The organism is Nocardiopsis xinjiangensis YIM 90004 (assembly GCF_000341145.1).
Classification (GTDB): domain Bacteria; phylum Actinomycetota; class Actinomycetes; order Streptosporangiales; family Streptosporangiaceae; genus Nocardiopsis; species Nocardiopsis xinjiangensis.
The window spans coordinates 38,674-57,312 of the sequence record NZ_ANBE01000040.1 but is presented as its reverse complement, the minus strand read 5'-3'; the positions used below and the strand labels follow the sequence as shown (position 1 = coordinate 57,312).

Annotated in this window: 19 protein-coding genes; 11 read left to right on the top strand and 8 right to left on the bottom strand. The window is 69.4% G+C overall.

Annotation, left to right across the window (positions count from 1 at the left end; genetic code table 11):
• Positions 1 to 15: 15 nt before the first annotated feature.
• A complete protein-coding gene (gene tkt / locus D473_RS0118730) occupies positions 16 to 2,109 on the bottom strand; it encodes a transketolase (protein ID WP_017610582.1) in 2,094 nt (697 codons plus the stop codon).
• A 652-nt stretch (positions 2,110 to 2,761) separates the two neighbouring features.
• Here tkt and D473_RS0118725 point away from each other — a divergent pair.
• Complete coding sequence (locus tag D473_RS0118725) at positions 2,762 to 3,736, top strand: heme o synthase (protein WP_017610581.1); 975 nt, start codon at positions 2,762 to 2,764, stop codon at positions 3,734 to 3,736.
• A 271-nt stretch (positions 3,737 to 4,007) separates the two neighbouring features.
• Positions 4,008 to 5,303: a PrsW family intramembrane metalloprotease gene (locus D473_RS0118720; protein WP_017610580.1), complete on the top strand. Its 1,296-nt coding sequence runs from the start codon at positions 4,008 to 4,010 to the stop codon at positions 5,301 to 5,303.
• Here the strand turns inward: D473_RS0118720 and D473_RS0118715 are convergent.
• From D473_RS0118715 to D473_RS0118695, 5 genes are all read right to left on the bottom strand, one after another.
• A complete protein-coding gene (locus D473_RS0118715; RefSeq protein WP_026127091.1) occupies positions 5,230 to 6,354 on the bottom strand; it encodes a COX15/CtaA family protein in 1,125 nt (374 codons plus the stop codon). The two genes, D473_RS0118720 and D473_RS0118715, sit on opposite strands and share 74 nt — an antisense overlap.
• A gap of 167 nt (positions 6,355 to 6,521) precedes the next feature.
• A complete protein-coding gene (locus tag D473_RS0118710) occupies positions 6,522 to 7,118 on the bottom strand; it encodes a DUF4352 domain-containing protein (protein ID WP_017610578.1) in 597 nt (198 codons plus the stop codon).
• A gap of 166 nt (positions 7,119 to 7,284) precedes the next feature.
• A complete protein-coding gene (locus D473_RS0118705; protein ID WP_017610577.1) occupies positions 7,285 to 7,491 on the bottom strand; it encodes a hypothetical protein in 207 nt (68 codons plus the stop codon).
• 137 nt (positions 7,492 to 7,628) lie between these two features.
• Complete coding sequence (locus D473_RS25060) at positions 7,629 to 8,576, bottom strand: EamA family transporter (protein WP_017610576.1); 948 nt, start codon at positions 8,574 to 8,576, stop codon at positions 7,629 to 7,631.
• Between the two features lie 6 nt (positions 8,577 to 8,582).
• Positions 8,583 to 8,951: a hypothetical protein gene (locus D473_RS0118695; RefSeq protein ID WP_017610575.1), complete on the bottom strand. Its 369-nt coding sequence runs from the start codon at positions 8,949 to 8,951 to the stop codon at positions 8,583 to 8,585.
• Between the two features lie 126 nt (positions 8,952 to 9,077).
• Here D473_RS0118695 and D473_RS0118690 point away from each other — a divergent pair, with 126 nt between their 5' ends.
• Entirely contained in the window at positions 9,078 to 9,872 is a 795-nt protein-coding gene (locus D473_RS0118690) for an RICIN domain-containing protein (RefSeq protein ID WP_033353613.1), read from the top strand.
• A 24-nt stretch (positions 9,873 to 9,896) separates the two neighbouring features.
• Here the strand turns inward: D473_RS0118690 and D473_RS0118685 are convergent, their stop codons facing one another.
• The gene (locus D473_RS0118685) at positions 9,897 to 10,730 is read right to left on the bottom strand and encodes an ABC transporter permease (protein ID WP_017610573.1); all 834 of its coding nucleotides are present in this window, start codon (positions 10,728 to 10,730) and stop codon (positions 9,897 to 9,899) included.
• A complete protein-coding gene (locus tag D473_RS0118680; RefSeq protein ID WP_017610572.1) occupies positions 10,727 to 11,668 on the bottom strand; it encodes an ABC transporter ATP-binding protein in 942 nt (313 codons plus the stop codon). Before D473_RS0118680 ends, D473_RS0118685 begins: the two co-directional genes overlap by 4 nt.
• A 320-nt stretch (positions 11,669 to 11,988) precedes the next feature.
• On the opposite strand from D473_RS0118680, the gene D473_RS0118675 reads away from it, so the two are divergent.
• Genes D473_RS0118675 through D473_RS0118640 form a run of 8 tightly spaced genes read left to right on the top strand, consistent with a single transcriptional unit; the run spans position 11,989 to position 18,603 of the window.
• On the top strand, positions 11,989 to 12,765 hold the full coding sequence (locus tag D473_RS0118675) for a helix-turn-helix transcriptional regulator (protein ID WP_026127090.1): 777 nt from the start codon (positions 11,989 to 11,991) through the stop codon (positions 12,763 to 12,765).
• A 19-nt stretch (positions 12,766 to 12,784) separates the two neighbouring features.
• Positions 12,785 to 14,197, top strand: a complete 1,413-nt coding sequence (sufB, locus tag D473_RS0118670) for a Fe-S cluster assembly protein SufB (protein ID WP_017610570.1) — start codon at positions 12,785 to 12,787, stop codon at positions 14,195 to 14,197.
• 1 nt (position 14,198) lies between these two features.
• The gene (gene sufD / locus D473_RS0118665; RefSeq protein ID WP_017610569.1) at positions 14,199 to 15,359 is read left to right on the top strand and encodes a Fe-S cluster assembly protein SufD; all 1,161 of its coding nucleotides are present in this window, start codon (positions 14,199 to 14,201) and stop codon (positions 15,357 to 15,359) included.
• Positions 15,352 to 15,687, top strand: a complete 336-nt coding sequence (locus tag D473_RS0118660) for a non-heme iron oxygenase ferredoxin subunit (RefSeq protein WP_017610568.1) — start codon at positions 15,352 to 15,354, stop codon at positions 15,685 to 15,687. The genes sufD and D473_RS0118660 overlap by 8 nt, the downstream gene beginning before the upstream one ends.
• An 8-nt stretch (positions 15,688 to 15,695) precedes the next feature.
• Positions 15,696 to 16,457: a Fe-S cluster assembly ATPase SufC gene (gene sufC / locus D473_RS0118655; protein ID WP_017610567.1), complete on the top strand. Its 762-nt coding sequence runs from the start codon at positions 15,696 to 15,698 to the stop codon at positions 16,455 to 16,457.
• Between the two features lie 3 nt (positions 16,458 to 16,460).
• The gene (locus tag D473_RS0118650; RefSeq protein WP_017610566.1) at positions 16,461 to 17,762 is read left to right on the top strand and encodes a cysteine desulfurase; all 1,302 of its coding nucleotides are present in this window, start codon (positions 16,461 to 16,463) and stop codon (positions 17,760 to 17,762) included.
• A 2-nt stretch (positions 17,763 to 17,764) separates the two neighbouring features.
• Positions 17,765 to 18,238 carry a Fe-S cluster assembly sulfur transfer protein SufU gene (sufU, locus tag D473_RS0118645; RefSeq protein ID WP_017610565.1) on the top strand — a complete coding sequence of 158 codons (474 nt, stop codon included), beginning with the start codon at positions 17,765 to 17,767 and terminating at the stop codon, positions 18,236 to 18,238.
• Complete coding sequence (locus tag D473_RS0118640; protein WP_017610564.1) at positions 18,238 to 18,603, top strand: metal-sulfur cluster assembly factor; 366 nt, start codon at positions 18,238 to 18,240, stop codon at positions 18,601 to 18,603. Before sufU ends, D473_RS0118640 begins: the two co-directional genes overlap by 1 nt.
• Positions 18,604 to 18,639 lie beyond the last annotated feature (36 nt).

Sequence of the window (18,639 nt, the reverse complement as noted above, 5' to 3'; positions counted from 1 at the left end):
GGGGGCCCGTACGGGTCAGCGTGCGGCCTTGGCGGCGCTGTCACGCACGGCGGCGACAACCGCCTCGGAGGTGATCCCGAACTTCTCGTACAGGGTCTGGTACGGGGCCGAGGCGCCGAAGTGCTCCAAGCTCACCGAAACACCGGCGTCGCCGACGTACTCGCGCCAGCCCAGGGCCACACCGGCCTCGATGGAGACGCGGGTGCGCACCGAGGAGGGCAGGACCTGCTCGCGGTACTCCTCGCCCTGGGCCTCGAACCACTCCACGCACGGCATCGAGACCACACGGGTGGGCGTGCCGGCCTCCTCGAGCTCCTGGCGGGCCTCCAGCGCGATGGGGACCTCGCTGCCGGTGGCGATCACGATCGCCTCGGGGGAGCCGCCGGAGGCCTCGGCGAGCACGTAACCGCCCTTGACGGCCTCCTCGGCCGGGGCGTATTCGCCGCGGTCCAGCACCGGCAGGTTCTGCCGGGTCAGTGCCAGCGCGGACGGACGGTCGGTGGTCTCCAGGGCCTTGCGCCAGACCACCGCGGTCTCGTTGGCGTCGGCCGGGCGGACCACGTCCAGGCCCGGGATCGCACGCAGCGCCCACAGGTGCTCGATCGGCTGGTGGGTGGGGCCGTCCTCACCCAGGCCGATGGAGTCGTGGGTCCACACGTAGGTCACCGGCAGCTGCATGAGCGCGGCCAGGCGCACGGCCGGGCGCATGTAGTCGCTGAAGACCAGGAACGTGCCGCCGTAGGGCCGGGTGGGCCCGTGCAGGGCGATGCCGTTGAGGACCGAGCCCATGCCGTGCTCGCGCACACCGAAGTGCAGCACTCGCCCGTACGGGTTGCCCGGGAACATGCTGCTGGCCCGGTCGAAGGGAAGGAAGGAGGGCTCACCCTTGGGCGTGGTGTTGTTGGACCCGGCCAGGTCGGCCGAACCGCCCCACAGCTCCGGCAGGACGGGGGCCAGGGCGCTGAGGACCTCACCGCCGGCCTTGCGGGTGGCCATGCCCTTGGCGTCGGCCTCGAAGACGGGCAGCGCCTCGGTCCAGCCCTCGGGCAGCTTGCCCGACTGCAGGCGATCGAAGAGCTCGCCGTTCTCGCCCGCGCCTCGGCGCCAGGCCTGGAAGGCCTTCTCCCACTCGCTGTGGGCCTCACGGCCGCGGGCCAGGGCCTTGCGAGTGTGCTCGATGACCGCGTCCTCCACGTGGAAGGGTTCGTCGGTCAGGCCCAGGAGCTGCTTGGTCGCGGTGACCTCCTCGGCACCGATGGCCGCACCGTGGATCGCGCCGGTGTTCTGCTTGTTCGGCGCCGGCCACCCGATGACCGTGCGCAGACGGATGAAGGTGGGGTGCTCGGTGTCGGCCTTGCCGCGCAGGATCGCCTGGTACAGGGCGTCGATGTCCTCGGTGTAGTCACCGGCGGCGGTCCAGTCGACCTCCTCGACGTGCCAGCCGTAGGCGCGGTAGCGCTCGAGCACGTTCTCGGAGTGGGCGATACGGGTGTCGTCTTCGATGGAGATCTGGTTGTCGTCCCAGACCATGATGAGGTTGCCCAGGTTCTGCGTCCCGGCCAGGGCACTGGCCTCGTGGCTGACGCCCTCCTGGACGTCGCCGTCGGAGCAGAAGGCGAAGACGTGGTGGTCGAAGGGGCTGGCCCCGAGGCCGGCCTCGGGGTTGAACAGGCCGCGCTCGCGGCGGGCGGCCATGGCCATGCCCACGGCGTTGCCCAGGCCCTGGCCCAGCGGGCCGGTGGTGGTCTCCACACCGGGGGTGTGGCCGACCTCGGGATGCCCGGGGGTGAGGCTGCCCCACTGGCGCAGCCCCTTGAGGTCGTCCAGGCTCACGTCGTAGCCGGCCAGGTAGAGCTGGATGTACAGGGTCAGGCTGGAGTGGCCGACCGACAGCACGAAGCGGTCCCGTCCGACCCAGTCGGGCGCCGCCGGGTCGTGGCGCATGATCTTCTGGAAGAGGAGGTAGGCGGCCGGGGCGAGGCTCATGGCGGTGCCGGGGTGTCCGTTACCCGACTTCTCTACCGCGTCCATGGCCAGGGCGCGGACGGTGTTGACCGCGCGGAGGTCGAGCTCCGACCAATCCAGTTCTTGCGGGGTGTGGGCGTTCACGGACTGTCGTCTCCTTCTCGGGCACCTCTTCGCCCGGTGGGCGGGGTGGGTCGTGTGCGTGCGTGTCGGGGCCGTCGCCGTGTTGTCGGGTCCGGGCCCGTTCCGGGCCGCGGGTGACGCGAGGAGTGCCGTCGAGGAGGGTGGGGCGCCTGCGCCGCCGAGTGCCGGTCAGGTGCCCTGCCGGACGGCGCTGTTGGGGACGACGGCCGCCGAGGTCGGCGAAACCACGACGGGTTCGGCCAACTATGAGCCTATCGTCCGCGGTCGGTGGTGTCGTGGCCCGACACCTCTGTCTACCAACCGGTAATGGGGCCTGTCCGACCGCTGAGCCCCGGCCGCGGCCGTCCTGCGCGGCGCGTGGCACGCTGGTGGCGGTCTGGGGGGTGTGCGACCCTGCTGTACACCCCGGCCCGCCAGGAGCAGGGCCTTTGGTTGACGGGGGGCTGGTCCTCGGCCCGCGAGAAGAAGTACTACAGTATGTCGTTGACGGGGTTTCCGCCGGTCCGGGCAATGTGTCGGCCGTTCGACCCCGCGTGGCGAGCAGTGTCGAGAATCCTAGAGTTGTCGAGGTATCCGCGTGTCTGAAACCGAGCCGGTGCCCCCTGTGGGAACCCGACTGCGGCGTAGCCGTCCGGCCGTGAGGACACGGTAGATGGCCCTCGCAGACCGAACCCAGCACACGGGTCCCGCCGGCACCGACGGCACGAGCCCCGAGGCCACCCGTAAGGCCTCCCTGGGCGAGTACGTGCGTGCCTACGTGGCCCTGTCCAAACCCCGTGTCATCGAGCTGCTGCTCATCACCACCATCCCGGTGATGTTCGTCGCGGCCGGGGGAGTGCCGCCGTTGTGGACGGCTGTGGCCACCCTGCTCTTCGGGACGATGTCGGCGGCCAGCGCCAACGCGATCAACTGCTACATCGATCGCGACATGGACCAGAAGATGCTCCGCACCCGGAAGCGCCCCGGTGCGATGCGGTTGGTCACCCCGCGCGGTGCCCTGGCCTACGGCCTGGCGCTGTCGATCGGCTCCACGGCCGGCTTCGCCCTGTGGGTCAACATGCTCGCGGCGGCGCTGTCGGCCTTCGCGATCCTGTTCTACATCTTCGTCTACACGATGCTGCTCAAGCGGCGCACGGCCCAGAACGTCGTGTGGGGCGGTATCGCCGGATGCATGCCCGTGCTCATCGGTTGGGCGGCCGTGACCGGCAGCCTCGCCTGGGCCCCCTTCGTGCTCTTCCTCGTGGTGTTCTTCTGGACACCGCCGCACACCTGGGCACTGGCCATGCGTTACCGCGAGGACTACGCCGCGGCCAGCGTGCCCATGCTGCCGGTGGTGGCCACCGACCGCAGGGTGCTGTTGGAGTGCGTGCTCTACAGCTGGGCGACCGTGGCCGTCTCCCTCCTCTTCTGGCCCGTGGCCGGCACCACCGTCTTCTACGGTGCCGTCGCCCTGGTCCTGGGCGTGCTGCTGCTGGTGCAGGCCCACCGCATGTACAACCGCTCCCGGACGGGCGTGACCGGTGCCAAACTCAGGACGATGGGCTTCTTCCACCTGACCAACGCCTACCTGGCGCTGTTGTTCGTGGCCGTGACCGTCGACCCGCTCATCGCGGGCGCCCTGGCCTGAGCCCCACCGCTCCTCACACGCGGCCGTCGCCGGCACCCGCCGGGGCGGCCGCGTGCGTGCGGCACCGGGAGAGGGCCCAAGGGTGCTGGGCGAGCGCGGCCGCAGGCTGGAGCGCAGCGTCGGCGTGCACCACGAAAGCGCCGTAGCGGTGCAGGTGGAGCGCTCCTGCACTGATCGGGACGCGACCGGATTCACGGGTGTGGCCGGGGCCACTGTGGAGCAGCGGAGTCGGTGCCGCCCCGAGCGGGCCTTCCTACTACGATCGGGGGCCATGCCCCGCCTCGACACCAGAGCCATCCTGCAAGGACGCAACTCCCGGCGCTCGACCACCCTCCTGCTCGGAACCACCGTCAGCGTCGTGTGTATGGCCGGAATGTTCGTGTACCTGTGGATGCTCGCGATGGCGGGCGGAGCGGCCGCCGGCATCGACGGGACCACCGGATTCGTCCTCAGCCTCCTGGCCGCCGTCGTCCCGGTCAGTGCGCTGATCCCGCTCATCCTGCTGCTGGACCGGCTCGAGCCCGAACCCCGTTCCGTGCTCTTCTTCGCCTTCGCTTGGGGCGCGGGCGTGGCCGTGGTGGCCTCCCTCCTGCTCAACTCCTGGGGGCTGCGCAGTGTCGCGGTGCCGCTCTTCGGACCCGAGACCGGGGGCGCGGTGGCGACCTCGGTCGTGGCACCGGTCGTGGAGGAGAGCGCCAAGGGATTGGTGCTGCTCATCCTGCTCTGGCGGCGCCGCCACGAGATCGACACCTACACCGACGGTGTGGTCTACGGCGGCATGGTCGCCACCGGCTTCGCCTTCACCGAGAACATCCTGTACTTTCTCGGGGCCTTCTTCGAGGGCAACCTCGCCGCGACCTTCGTGCTGCGCGGGATCGTCGCACCCTTCGGCCATCCCGTCTACACCGCCGTGATCGGCATCGGTGTGGCCTACGCGGCCACGCACATCGGACGCGCGCGGGCCCTGGCGCCGATCGCCGGCTGGTTCGCGGCGGTGGTACTGCACGGCCTGTGGAACGGAGCCGCCCAGACCGGGTGGAGCGGCCTGGGCCTGGCCTACGCGGTGCTGTTCGTGGTCGCACTCGGGATCGTGGGGCTGTCGGCGCGCGACCGCCGCTCCCAGGTCGCCGCGATCGGGCATTACCTTCCCCCGTACGTGTCCACCGGCCTGGTCACCTCCTCCGACATCACCATGCTCAGCTCCATGGCCCAGCGCCGCGAGGCCCGGGGGTGGGCCTCACGCAACGCCGGCTCGAAGGGGCGCGCCGCGATGAAGGAGTACCAGCTCGCAGCGACCGAGCTGGCCCTGCTGCACCAGAAGATCGACGCCGGGCGGCCCCGCGGCGATTGGAAGGTGCGGCGCGATTCCTACCTGGCGCTCATGCACGTGTCCAGGGACACCTTCCTGGGCCGCATGCACCGGCCGGTCACGCCGGGGTGGGCGGAGAGCCCCACGGACTCCGGGTTCATGCGCCGCGCCGACTTCGCACAGGTCATCGCTCAGGCGCGGGCTCCGCAGCCTCCGCAGGAGTACGTGCCCCGTCATGCTCCCCGGAGCGCTCCGTGACCGGGGCCCCGGGCGCTTCCAGGCGGGTGGTGGAGAAGTACAGGCGCGCGATCGCGATCCACGTCAGGGCCGATCCGAGCACGTGCAGCACGACGAGGTACTCCGGCAGGGCCAGCGCGTACTGGATGTAGCCGATCACGCCTTGGAGTACCACCAGGGCCACCAGCGCGAGTGAGGCCACACGCACCGGGCGGGCGGCGCCGGTGGTGCAGGCCAGGATCGCGGCGATCACGGCCCCCGCCAGTGTCAGCCACGCCAGGACCGAGTGCACGGGGGTGATGATCTCCAGGTTCAGGTCCCAGCGGGGCGCCTGCGCGTCGCCGCCGTGCGGGCCGGTGCCGGTGACCACGGTCCCGGCGATCAGCAGCAGGAATCCGACCACGACCAGGCCGACCGAGATCGCGTGCAGCAGCGGGTTCACGGTCACGCGCGGCTTGCCCTGCGGTTCGAGGACGCGCACGTACAGGGCGACGGTGAGGAAGGCCATCACCATCGACAGCAGGAAATGGGCAGAGACCGAGGCCGGGTGCAGGTCGGTCCAGACGGTGATCCCGCCGACCACGCCCTGGCCGAGCACACCCGCGGGGATGATCGCGGCCAGGACCTTCAGGTCGCGCCGGTGCGGGAACGAACGCAGGACCGCGACGAGGGTGATCACACCGACCGCCAATACCAGGAAGGTCAGTGTGCGGTTGCCGAACTCCACAGCGGCGTTGAACGCGGCGTGGCCGGTGTCGACCGGCACGAAGCTCTCGGGGGTGCACCGGGGCCACTCGGAGCAGCCCAAACCGGATTCGGTGACACGGACGGTGGCGCCGGTGACGGCGATCCCGGCGTTGACCACGATGTTGCCCAAGGCCCACGCGCGCAGGGACCGTGTGGTGGGGGTCCAGATCGTGCGCGCGAGAAGGATCAGGGCGAGGACCCCGGCCGCGGCCAGGGCGATCTGCCAACCCCACAGGGGCAGGCCGAGGAGGACGATGTCGTCCATCTCCGCTGCGGTGGGGGCCAGGGCGTTCGGGGCTGTCGTGGCGGCCGGGGAATCAGGCATACGACAGACTGTAGTACACAGTGCATGCGTGTGTGACGCGGCCCCGTCGCAGTCGCCACCTGCAAGGACGTGGTCTTTCTGCGAGCGGGGGTATTTGATCTACATCGTAAAAGAACACGCTTCACCAGCATCTTCCCGGGTGGGGGAGAACCGTCGGACCACGCTCCTCAGGGGCGGACCGCGGCCTCCCGGACAGGCTCGCCACGGGGCTCCTCCAGCAGTTCCACGGTGTCGGGGGTGAATGAGCCCGGGGCGCTGACGGTCCCGGAGGTCCTCTGGCGGGGCAGCAGGGTGAGGGTGCTGATCTGGTCCTGGGCGACCCCGGCCGCGCCCGAGGACTCGTGCCGGCTGCCGCCGACGCCCTTGAGGACGAAGTGCGAGGGGCTCACGTCGAGTTCGGCCTCGGTGCGGTTGGCGACGGTCACGTGCACGGTGGTGTATTCGCCGTCGGGATCCGGCCCGCGCACGGTGGTGTATCCGCTCTCCGGCCCGGGCCCGGGTGTGGCGGCGGGAACGAACTCGGCCGGGGCCACGGTCAACCCGACCGGGGCATCGGGGGCCTGGGAAGGGTCGGCGTCCTCGCTCGGACGGTTCTCGGCCCGGCCGGGCGAGCTCTGGGAGGAGGGCGGGGACCCGGCGGTCCGCAGGTCCGGGTCGGTTCCGGAGAGGATCATCGCGCCGAGGACGGTGGCGCCGCCGGCGAGTGCGGCCAGGCCCAGTGCGCTCAGGGTGGGGGTTCGCTCTCGGCGGGGCGGTTTCGGCACGGTGGGCCCTCCTGGTCGGGGCGCCCTGATGCCCCGTCTTCAGCCGGATGTGCACAGAGGGTAACGATCCTGGGAACGGTGTCGGGGGAGGCCGACCGCTCTCGGCGGGGCGCATGCGAAGGGGCGGCGGAAACCACCGCGGTTCCGCCGCCCCTCGAGGCCGCTCTTAGGCGTCAGCGTTGCTGATGCACTGGTTGAGCAGGTCCAGGTCGAGATTGATCAGACCGAGGGTCTGCTGCTCCTGGACGCAGGAGTGCACCACATCGGTGTCCCACTCGTTCCCGCCGGTGCCCGCGGCGGCGGTTCCGACGCCGGCCCCCACGAGGCCGGCAGCGAACAGACCGGTGATGGCGATCTTGGCAACCTTGTGCATGTCTTCCCTCTCCGTGGGTGGATACAGCGTTTCGGGCTCGGTGCCCACCAGGGCAGATAACCGTTCGCTCACAAATTGAAACCCCGCGTGAGCAAACGCTTGGCAAGGGGGTTGCAGGTTTGGGTGATCACGTACTGTTATGTCGAGCGGGGCGGGCTCTCGTCCTCGCCCGGGCGCGGTGTTTCCTCCGCCCCTCTCGTGTCCCTGTCACCGTCGCGCCCGGAGGTACGGGTCGATCCGGCGCTGGCCACGATCACACACCCCACCGCGACCCACTGCCACACGGTCAGCATCTCGCCGAGCAGCAGCAGCCCCACGAGCGCGGCCGCGGCCGGCTGCAGGCTCATGAGCACACCGAACACGCGCGGGGGCATGCGGCGCAGGGCGGTCAGTTCGAGGGTGTAGGGCACGACCGAGGACAGCACGCCCACGGCCAGGCCGAAGAGCACCAGGCGCCAGTCCAACAGAGCCGCGCCGCCCTCGGCGATCCCGGGCGGTGCCAGGAGCACCACACCGACGACGCTGCCGATGGCCAGCCCGGAGGTACCGCTGAAGCGTCGGCCGGTGGCGGCGCTGAGCAGGATGTAACCGGCCCACGCCGCTGCGGCCAGTACCGCGAAGAGCACACCCACCGGATCCAGGTCGGCGCGTTCCAGCCCCAGGGCGCCCACCCCGAGGCCGGCCAACCCGGCCCACAACAGGTCCACCCGGCGCCGTGAGCCCAGCACCGCGATCATGAGCGGGCCCAGGTACTCGACGGTGACCGCGATGCCCAGGGGGATGCGGGCGAAGGCCTGGTAGATGAAGAAGTTCATCAGGGCCAGCGCTGTGCCGTAGCCGATCACCACGGCCCAGTCCCGGCGGGTACGCGCCCGCAGGGCCGGCCGCACCAGGACGGTCAGCAGTACCGCCGAGGTGAGCAGGCGCAGCCATACCACCGCGGTGGGCGGCAGCTGTTCGAACAGGCCCTTGGCCACCCCGGCGCCGGTCTGTACGGAGACGATCCCGATCAGGACCAACCAGGTCGGCGGGACGGCTTCGGTCGCAGAGCGCAGCGTCAGAGGTGTGCCGGAGGAGGTGCGCATGGTGGGTCATCCTATGTTTTCGGCGACCCGGTCCTCCTGCCGGCCCGGGGCAGCTCCCGGAGCGCGCTGTTCTCGCGAACGCGGATCCACCAGTGCCCACAGCAGTACGAGCCAGGCCAGCACCACCAGCCCCGGTTGCAGGAATGTCATGACCAGGCCGATCACTGTCAGGTCACCCGTGTCGGTGGCCCGCTGCACTGCGATCCACAGGAACGGCAGCGCCGCGGCCAGCAGGTTGGTGCTCAGGGCCGTCCACGCCAGACCCCGGCGGCGCGGGGGCCGCCACAGCAGCAGGGCGCCGCCGACCACGAGCAGGAACAGGGGTGGTCCCAGAGAACGGACCAGGACGAACCAGGGGACTGCGAGGGCTTCCATGGGGTCCGACACTACCGAGGTCCCACGGTACGGACAGATCGGGCAGAGCCGCCACCGGCCGCACTTAAGGTGAGATGGTCTCGGCGCGTCCGAGCCCGTCCGTGTCCCCCGCTGGAGTCACCACCGATGTCCTCGTCTCGATCCCGTGCCCGCGACGAACCCGAGGAGCGCCGTGCCCTGCGCTGGCCCATGATGGCAGGTGCGTTGGCGCTGTTGCTGGGTGTGACCGTGGGCGGTTACACGGCAGGGGCGGCCGTCAAGGAGCTGGAGGCGGTCGAGGAGGAGGACCTGGAGGTCTCCTCCGGCCTCCTCGCAGATCCCCCCGGCGGCCCGGAGGAGGACACCGGCGAGGCCGAACCGGAGCCGGACCCCGATCCGCTGCCGGAGGGTGTGGAACCCGGCGCCACGCACGTGCTGCAGAACGTCCACGGCGACCGGGTCATGGACGTGGACGGCGGTTCGACCGATGGTGGCGCGCCCATCAACCTGTGGGACCGCCACGACGAGGGCAACCAACAGTGGCGTTTCCACGTGGTCGACGACACCCACGTGGAGATCGAGGGTGTGCAGAGCGGCAAGCTCGTGGCGATCGCCGAGGACCCCGACGATCCGGGTGCGGTGCTCCAGGAACGCGACGGCGGGCCCGCCCAGCACTGGATCGTGGTGGAGATGCAGGACGGTTCGGTCCGCCTCGTCAACAGGGAGACCCGGAACGCTCTGGGGGCCCGGGACGGGGATCCGGAGAACAGTTCCCGGGTGGTGGAAGCCGCCGATGCCGGTCAGCCGCACCAGCAGTGGCGCCTGTTGCCGCTGGACCGGCCCCCGGAGCAGGGGCCCGGAGGGGACGGGGACGACGGAGGCGGCAACGACGGCAACGGTGGTGGCAGCGAGGACGGCCGCCGCCTCCCTCAGCAGGACTGACCCGGCTTCTGCTCAGGACCGTGCTCATTCCCAGCGGAAGAGGCGCGCGGCGAGCAGAGCGCACACGGCCGCCCACACCGCCAGGACCGCGAACGCCCCCAGTGAGGGCAGTGAGCCCTCCACCAGGGTGCTGCGCAGCCCGGAGCTGAGCGCGGTGATCGGCAGGGCCGCGACCGCCTGCTCCATCGGTCCGGGGAAGGTGCTGGTCGGGAACAGCACCCCGCCCAGGCCCAGCAGGAGCACGTAGACCAGGTTGGCGCCGGCCAGGGTGGCCTCGGCGCGCAGGGTCCCGGCCATGAGCAGGGCCAGCGAACTGAACGCGGCCGTGGCCGGCAGAACCAGCGCCAGTGCTCCCGCGACGGTTGCGGGGGTGAGCACGGGTGACCATCCCAGGGCCAGCGCCACCGTGCACAGGACCACGGCCTGGATCGCCTGGATCGCCAGTACCGCCAGGGTCTTGGCGGCCAGGAGGCCGAACCGGGACAGCGGGGTGGCTCCCAGACGTTTGAGTACCCCGTAGCGGCGTTCGAACCCGGTTCCGATGGCCAGGCCGGTGAAGGCGGTCGACATCACGGCCAGCGCCAGCACACCGGGGGTGAGTACGTCCACGCGCGCGCCCTCGCCCATGTCCAGGACGGGTGTGACGGTGAAGCCGACCAGGAGCAGTACGGGGATGACCATGGTCAGCAGGAGTTGCTCGCCGTGGCGCAGCATGATGCGCAGTTCCATGCCGGCCTGCGCGAGCACCATGCGCCACAGGGGCGCCGCCTCTGGGTCGGGGCGGAACAGCGCGGTGTCGTCGGTGCCGGGCGCGCCGCTGCCGGCGGAGGAGGTGGTGGTGGAGGTGTGCTCGGTCATGAGTCCCGCAGTTCCCGGCCGGTGAGTTCGAGGAAGACGTCTTCGAGGGTACGGCGCCGGACGCGCAGGTCCTCGGTCAGGACGCCGGAGGAGGCGCACCAGGCGGCGACGGTGGCCAGGAACTCCGGTCCGGCGCCGTCGGGGTTCTGGGGGCGGATCACGTGGTCGTGGTGGTCGCCGTTGTGGGTGCTGGTCACGGTGGTGCCGGGGGGCAGGGCCGAGCGCAGGGCACCGGTATCGAGGGGCAGGGGGGTGGAGAAGCAGACCTCGCGGTGGCTGCCGGTGAGGGTTTCGGGGGTGCCCTCGGAGACGACGGCGCCGCGGTCGATGATGACCACGTGGTCGGAGAGCCGTTCGGCCTCCTCCATGTGGTGGGTGGAGAGGATGACGGAGACCCCGGCCTCGCGCAGTGTGGCGACCAGGTCCCAGGTGGCCATGCGGGCCTGGGGGTCCAGACCTGCGGTGGGTTCGTCGAGGAAGACCAATTCGGGGCGGCCGATGACGGCGCAGGCCAGGGAAAGGCGTTGCTGCTGTCCGCCGGAGAGGCGCCGGAAGGGGGTGCCCGCCGCCGAGGTCAGGCCCAGGCGGGTCAGGAGCAGGTCGGGGTCGATGGGGCGGGCGTGGAAGGAGGCCATCAGGCGCAGCCACTCGCCGGCTCGGGCGCCGGTGGGCACGCCCCCTGATTGGGGCATCACGCCCACGCGGGGTTTGAGGGCGGTGGCGTCGGAGCGGGGATCCAGGCCCAGGACGCGCACGCGTCCGCCGTCGGAGTGGCGGAAGCCCTCGCAGATCTCGATGGTGCTGGTCTTGCCCGCGCCGTTGGGGCCCAGCAGTGCCGTCACCGCCCCCCGCCGCGCGGTGAACGTGAGGCCGGTGACTGCGGTTCTGGCGCCGTAGCGCTTGACCAGGTCGACGACCTCGACCGCGGCTGTTTCCATGGGGCCAGAGTCTACGTGCGCCCGGCGGTGGGCTCTCACCGCCCCGGGGCCGAAGGCACGCCGGAGGGGTCCGGCAGCAGGTTCAGGCGTTCGCATGGTGGACATGCGTCTCAGTTCGTGGTCGCCGGGAATGTTCGGGGGCCGTTCGCTCTTCTGTCTTTCGGTGGGCCGATCCCGGGAAAATCCCACTTAGGCAAGGCTGGCCTACGTGACAAAAGGCATGGAGGCACGTTTGCCTAGCCGGGTCGATTTAGGCCACACTGATGTTGTCTAATCAATTTGGACGCTCCGAAGAGCCGTAGGACCGAAGGGGGAGCCGTATGCCGGACGCATCCAGCATGTCCCGTCCCCCGAGCGGGCCCGAGCGCGGGGCCGAGCACGGTACGCGCGCGCGAGTGGCCCGGCTCATTCTGGAGAAGGGTCCGACCACCGCCGCCGACCTCGGCGAGCGGCTCGGGCTCACGCCGGCGGCCATCCGCCGCCACCTCGACAACCTGACCGGCGAGGGCATGGTCGAGGGACGCGACGCCCGGCCCCATGGCGGACGCCGCCGCAGGGGAAGGCCTGCGCGTGTGTTCGCCATCACCGAGGCCGGCCGCGACGCCTTCGTCCACGCCTATGACGACCTCGCCTCCGGTGCGCTGCGTTTTCTGGCGCAGACCGCCGGTCCCGAGGCGGTGGGCGAGTTCGCCCGCAGTCAGGTCGCCGATCTGGAACAGCGCTATGAGCCCCTGCTGAACTCGGTCCCGCCCGAGGACCGGGTCCACCTGCTGGCCCAGGCGCTGTCCAACGACGGCTACGCCGCCACAGCGGGCCGGGCGCCCGCACCCGGAGGCGGCGATCAGCTCTGCCAACACCATTGCCCCGTCGCGCATGTGGCCGCGGAGTTCCCGCAGCTCTGCGAGGCCGAGATCGAGGCCTTCTCGCGGCTGTTGGGCACACCGGTGCGCAGGTTGGCCACCATCGCCCACGGCGACGGTGTGTGCACCACACACGTCACCCCTCGGGATGACGCCGTGAGCGGGGAGGACCACAGCCCCGCGACCGACAGCGTCCGCCGTCCGGCGGACGGAGGATCGTCCCACGAGGACGTCTGAGTCCAGGAGGAGTCCGCGCATGACGTCTATCGCGCACCCCGAGCTCGAAGGGCTTGGAAATTACGAGTACGGCTGGTCCGACTCCGATGACGCCGGGGCCTCGGCCCGCCGTGGCATCAACGAAGAGGTCGTTCGCGACATCTCCGCCAAGAAGGACGAGCCGGAGTGGATGACCAAGCTCCGCCTCAAGTCGCTCAAGCTCTTCGACAAGAAGCCGATGCCCCAGTGGGGTGCGGACCTGTCCAACATCGACTTCGACAACATCAAGTACTTCGTGCGGTCCACGGAGCAGCAGGCCACCTCCTGGGAGGACCTGCCCGAGGACATCAAGAACACCTACGACAAGCTGGGGATCCCCGAGGCGGAGAAGCAGCGCCTGGTCGCCGGTGTCGCCGCGCAGTACGAGTCCGAGGTCGTCTACCACCAGATCCGTGAGGACCTGGAGGAGCAGGGCGTCCTCTTCCTGGACACCGACACCGCGCTCAAGGAGCACCCGGAGATCTTCGAGGAGTACTTCGGCTCCGTCATCCCGCCCGGTGACAACAAGTTCTCCGCGCTCAACACCTCCGTGTGGAGCGGCGGGTCCTTCATCTACGTGCCCAAGAACGTGCACGTGGAGATCCCGCTGCAGGCCTACTTCCGGATCAACACCGAGAACATGGGCCAGTTCGAGCGGACCCTGATCATCGTCGACGAGGGCGCCTACGTCCACTACGTCGAGGGCTGCACCGCGCCGATCTACAAGTCGGACTCGCTGCACTCGGCCGTCGTCGAGATCATCGTCAAGAAGAACGCCCGTTGCCGTTACACGACCATCCAGAACTGGTCGAACAACGTCTTCAACCTGGTCACCAAGCGCGCCATCGCCGAAGAGGGCGCGACCATGGAGTGGATCGACGGCAACATCGGTTCCCAGGTGACGATGAAGTACCCGGCCGTCTACCTCATGGGTGAGCACGCCAAGGGCGAGACCCTGTCGATCGCCTTCGCCAGTGAGGGCCAGCACCAGGACACCGGGTCCAAGATGGTGCACTGCGCGCCCAACACCTCCTCCAAGGTCGTCTCCAAGTCGGTGGCACGCGGCGGTGGCCGCTCCTCCTACCGGGGTCTGATCCAGGTGCAGGAGGGTGCCAGCACCGCCAAGTCCTCGGTCGAGTGCGACGCGTTGCTGATCGACACGATCAGCCGCTCGGACACATACCCCTACAACGACCTGCGCGAGGACGACGCCGAGCTCGCGCACGAGGCGACCGTCTCCAAGGTCAGCGAGGACCAGCTCTTCTACCTGATGAGCCGGGGTATGGAAGAGGAAGAGGCCATGGGCATGATCGTGCGCGGGTTCGTCGAGCCCATCGCGCGTGAGCTTCCCATGGAGTACGCGCTGGAACTGAACCGACTGATCGAGCTTCAGATGGAAGGAGCGGTTGGTTAAGTTGACCAGCCCGAGCACCGAACCCAAGGCCCATAGCCACGGCCTCGGGGAGATCCCGTTCTCCAAGCTTGCGACCCACGGGTCCTTCGACGTGAACGACTTCCCCGTGCCCAACGGCCGCGAGGAGGAGTGGCGCTTCACTCCGCTGCGCCGCCTGAAGGGCCTGCACGACTTCAAGGGCGAGGCCGATGGTGTCGACAAGCTCGAGGTGGACGCCCCCGAGGGCGTGACCGTCGAGAAGGTCGGCCGTGACGACGCGCGCCTGCGCACCGCAGGTCTGCCCGCCGACCGGGTGACCGCCCAGGCCCACAGCGCCTTCGAGGAGGCCACGGTCCTGACCGTCGCCAAGGGCACCGCCCTGGAGCGTCCGGTCACGATCGAGCGCCAGGCCCAGGGCGGTACGCGTTTCGACCAGTACCTCATCGAGCTCGAGCCGATGGCCGAGGCCATCGTGGTCCTCAAGCAGACCGGTACCGGTGTGCGCGCCGGCAACCTCGACCTGCACGTCGGGGAGGGCGCCCGCCTGACCCTGGTCAGTGTGCAGGACTGGGACAGCGACGCCGTCGATGTCACCCAGCACAGCGCCCAGGTCGAGAAGGACGGCACGTTCAAGTCGATCGTGATCACGCTCGGCGGCGACCTGGTGCGGCTCTCCCCGAAGGTGGCCTACAAGGACCGCGGCGCCAACGCCGAGCTCTACGGCCTGTACTTCAGCGGTGACGGCCAGCACCACGAGCACCGTTCGCTCATCGACCACAACGTGTCCAACACCCGCTCGCGCGTGGAGTACAAGGGCGCGCTCAGCGGCAAGGACGCCCACGCCGTGTGGATCGGTGACGTGATCATCGGTGAGGGCACCACCGGCACCGACTCCTACGAGATCAACCGCAACCTCCAGCTCACCGACGACACCCGTGTGGACTCGGTGCCGAACCTGGAGATCTTCACCGGTGAGGTCGAGGGTGCCGGGCACGCCTCTGCGACCGGGCGTCTGGACGAGATCCACCTCTTCTACCTGCGTTCGCGCGGGATCCCTGAGGAGGAGGCCCGTCGTCTGGTCATCCGCGGCTACTTCCTGGAGCTCATCAACCGCATCCCGATCGAGGACCTGCGCGAGGAGATCATGGAGAAGGTCGAGCAGAAGCTGGCCGCCCATGAGTGAGTCCGCGCACTGGGTCAAGGTCGCCGAGCTCGACGAGATCCCCGATGAGGGGGTTCTGGGGATCGAGACCGACGACGAGACCCCGATCGCCCTGGTTCGCAGCGAGGGCGAGGTGTTCGCGGTTAGGGACGTGTGCTCCCACGCCGAGGTCGCCCTCTCCGAGGGCGAGGTCGAGGACGGCACCATCGAGTGCTGGCTGCACGGGTCGTGCTTCGACCTGCGCTCCGGTGCTCCGTTGAACCCGCCCGCGACCAAGCCGGTCCCCACCTACGACGTGAAGCTCGACGGCGACGACGTGCTCGTCTCCCTCGACCGAGAGAATTCCTGAGGCTTGACATGACGAAGTTCGAAATCCGCGGCCTGCGCGCCGACGTCCTCATCGGTGAGGACGAGCGCCAGGAGATCATCAAGGGTGTTGACCTGACCGTCAACTCCAACGAGATCCACGCCATCATGGGCCCCAACGGCTCGGGCAAGTCCACGCTGGCCTACGCCATCGCCGGGCACCCGCGCTACGAGATCACCGAGGGCGAGGTCCTCATCGATGGTGAGAACATCCTCGACATGAGCGTGGACGAGCGTGCCCGTGCCGGTATGTTCCTGGCCATGCAGTACCCGGTCGAGGTCCCGGGCGTGTCCATGTCCAACTTCCTGCGCAGTTCGGTCACCGCGGTGCGCGGCGAGGCCCCCAAGCTCCGCCAGTTCTCCAAGGAGCTGCAGGGCGCCATGAAGAACCTCTCGATCGACTCGGGCTTCGCGGCCCGCGGGGTCAACGAGGGTTTCTCCGGCGGTGAGAAGAAGCGCCACGAGATCCTTCAGCTCGAGCTGCTCAAGCCGAAGATGGCCATCCTGGACGAGACCGACTCCGGTCTGGACGTGGACGCGCTCAAGATCGTCTCCGAGGGCATCAACCGCGCCAAGGAGACCCACGAGATGGGCACCATGCTCATCACGCACTACACCCGCATCCTCAACCACGTGAAGCCGGACTACGTGCACGTCTTCGCGAACGGGCGCATCGCCGAGTCCGGCGGCCCCGACCTGGCCGACACCCTCGAGTCCGAGGGTTACGAGCGTTTCGTGAAGGCGGTCGCATAACCCATGAGCACGCGCGAGCTGGAGCGGCTCGACGTCGAGGCGGTCCGGAAGGATTTTCCGATCCTGTCCCGGACCGTCCGCGACGGACGCCGCCTGGTCTACCTCGATTCCGGGGCGACCTCGCAGAAGCCTCGACAGGTACTGGACGCCGAACGGGAGTTCTACGAACGCCACAACGCGGCGGTGCACCGAGGCGCGCACCAGCTCGCGGAGGAGGCGACCGACGCCTACGAGGCGGCCCGTGAGACCATCGCGTCCTTCATCGGCGCGAGCAGCGGTGAAGTGGTCTTCACCAAGAACGCCACCGAGGCCATCAACCTGGTGGCCTACGCGATGAGCAACGCGGCCACCGCCGAGCCGGCGCTGAGCCGCTTCCAGGTCGGTCCGGGCGACGAGATCGTCGTCACCGAGATGGAGCACCACGCCAACCTGGTGCCCTGGCAGCAGTTGTGTCAGCGCACCGGGGCGACGCTGCGGTGGTTCCCGGTGACCGAGGAGGGTCGCCTGGACCTGTCCGACATCGGTGAACTCGTCAACGAGCGCACCCGTGTGGTGGCCTTCGCCCACCAGTCCAACGTGCTGGGCACGGTCAACCCGGTGGAGACCATCACCGCCCGGGCCCGCGAGGTCGGTGCCCTGGTGGTGCTGGACGCCTGCCAGTCCGTGCCGCACATGCCCGTGGACGTGGGCGAGCTGGACGTGGACTTCCTGGCCTTCTCCGGGCACAAGATGCTCGGTCCCAACGGCATCGGTGTGCTCTGGTCGCGCCGTGAGCTGTTGGAGGCCATGCCGCCCTTCATCACCGGCGGGTCCATGATCGGTGTGGTCCACATGGACCATTCCACCTGGGCCGAGCCCCCGCAGCGCTTCGAAGCGGGGGTGCCCATGGCGCCCCAGGCAGTCGGGTTGGCCGCGGCCTGCGACTACCTGAGCGGGATCGGCATGGACCGGGTCGCCGCCCACGAACACCGGCTCACCGAGTATGCGCTCGATGTGGTCGGTGCCGTCGAGGGCGTGCGGATCGTCGGCCCCACCGAGACCGTGGACCGCGGGGGAGCGGTGTCGTTCGTCGTGGACGACATCCACCCCCACGACCTGGGCCAGGTCCTGGACGACCGGGGCGTGGAGGTCCGGGTCGGGCACCACTGCGCCTGGCCGATGCACCGCAAGCTGGGTATCGTCGCAACCACGCGTGCGTCGTTCTACCTCTACAACTCCGTGGAGGACGTGGACGCGCTCGCCGAGGCCATCCGGGACGCCCAGAGGTTCTTCGGGACCCGGCCCAAGGACAAGGATTCAGCCTGACCATGCAGTTGGACGCGATGTACCAGGAGATCATCCTGGACCACTACCGGAACCCGCACAACAAAGGGCTGCGGGATCCGTACGACGGCGAGGCGCACCACATCAACCCGACGTGCGGGGACGAGGTGACGCTCCGGGTCACGTTGACCCCCGGGGACGGCGGTGAACTCGATGAGAAGGCCACCATCGCCGATGTCTCCTACGACAGCATGGGGTGCTCCATCAGCCAGGCGAGCACCTCGGTCCTGACCGATCTGCTGATCGGCCGGACCGTCGCCGACGGGATGCGGACCCTGGACGCGTTCACCGAGCTGATGCAGTCCAAGGGCAAGGGCGAGCCCGACGAGGACGCCCTGGACGATGCTGTGGCGTTCGCCGGGGTGTCGCAGTATCCCGCTCGGATCAAGTGCGCGCTCCTGGGCTGGATGGCCTGGAAGGACGCGGTGTCGAAGTCTTTGGACAAGGAAGGCGTCTGATGAGCGAGAACGAGACGACAACCACCCAGGCCCCCGAGGCGGTGGCCTCCCCCGAGCAGGAGCAGCTGGCCGAAGAGGTCGCTGAGGCGCTCAAGGACGTGATCGACCCCGAGCTGGGGATCAACATCGTCGACCTGGGTCTGCTCTACGGGGTCAACGCCGACGACTCGGCCATCACCCTGGACATGACACTGACCAGTGCGGCCTGCCCGTTGACCGACGTCATCGAGGACCAGGCCAACGGTGCGCTCGACGAGTTCGAGCGCGAGGTCAAGATCAACTGGGTCTGGATGCCGCCGTGGGGTCCGGACAAGATCACCGACGACGGGCGGGACCAGCTGCGGATGCTGGGCTTCAACGTCTGAGGTGACCTGAGTGTACGAACGGGCCGGGACCCCGCG